This window comes from Paenibacillus sp. IHBB 3054, from assembly GCF_051594305.1.
Taxonomy (GTDB): Bacteria; Bacillota; Bacilli; order Paenibacillales; family Paenibacillaceae; genus Paenibacillus_AQ.
This window is the reverse complement of sequence record NZ_JBOFBG010000182.1, coordinates 1-353: the sequence shown is the minus strand read 5'-3', so window position 1 is coordinate 353 and position 353 is coordinate 1. Positions and strand designations below refer to the sequence as shown.

Genomic DNA, 353 nt, shown 5'->3' with positions numbered 1-353 from the left:
AAAGGGGTCATGATTGAGCATCGCGCGGTCATCAACCGCCTGCAATGGATGCAGAATCGCTACCCCATCGGAGAACAGGACGTCATTCTGCAGAAGACGCCGATTACGTTCGACGTTTCGGTGTGGGAGCTGTTCTGGTGGGGGATGACCGGGTCCCGGGTCTGCATGCTTCCGCCGCAGGGAGAGAAAGATCCAGCGGTGCTGGCCGAAACGATGGAGCGGAACGGGGTCACGGTTATGCATTTTGTGCCGTCGATGCTGAGCGTGTTCCTGGAGCAGGCCGGGCAAGCGTTTAGCCCGGAGAAGCTCGGCAGCTTGCGCCGGGTATTTGCCAGCGGGGAAGCGTTGAAGCC

The 353-nt window shown here is 60.3% G+C and carries 1 protein-coding gene; it reads left to right on the top strand.

The annotated features are described in order from the left end of the window. Positions 1 to 353: AMP-binding protein (locus ACQ76X_RS36370; RefSeq protein ID WP_438498724.1), on the top strand; the 353-nt coding region annotated here is incomplete at both ends.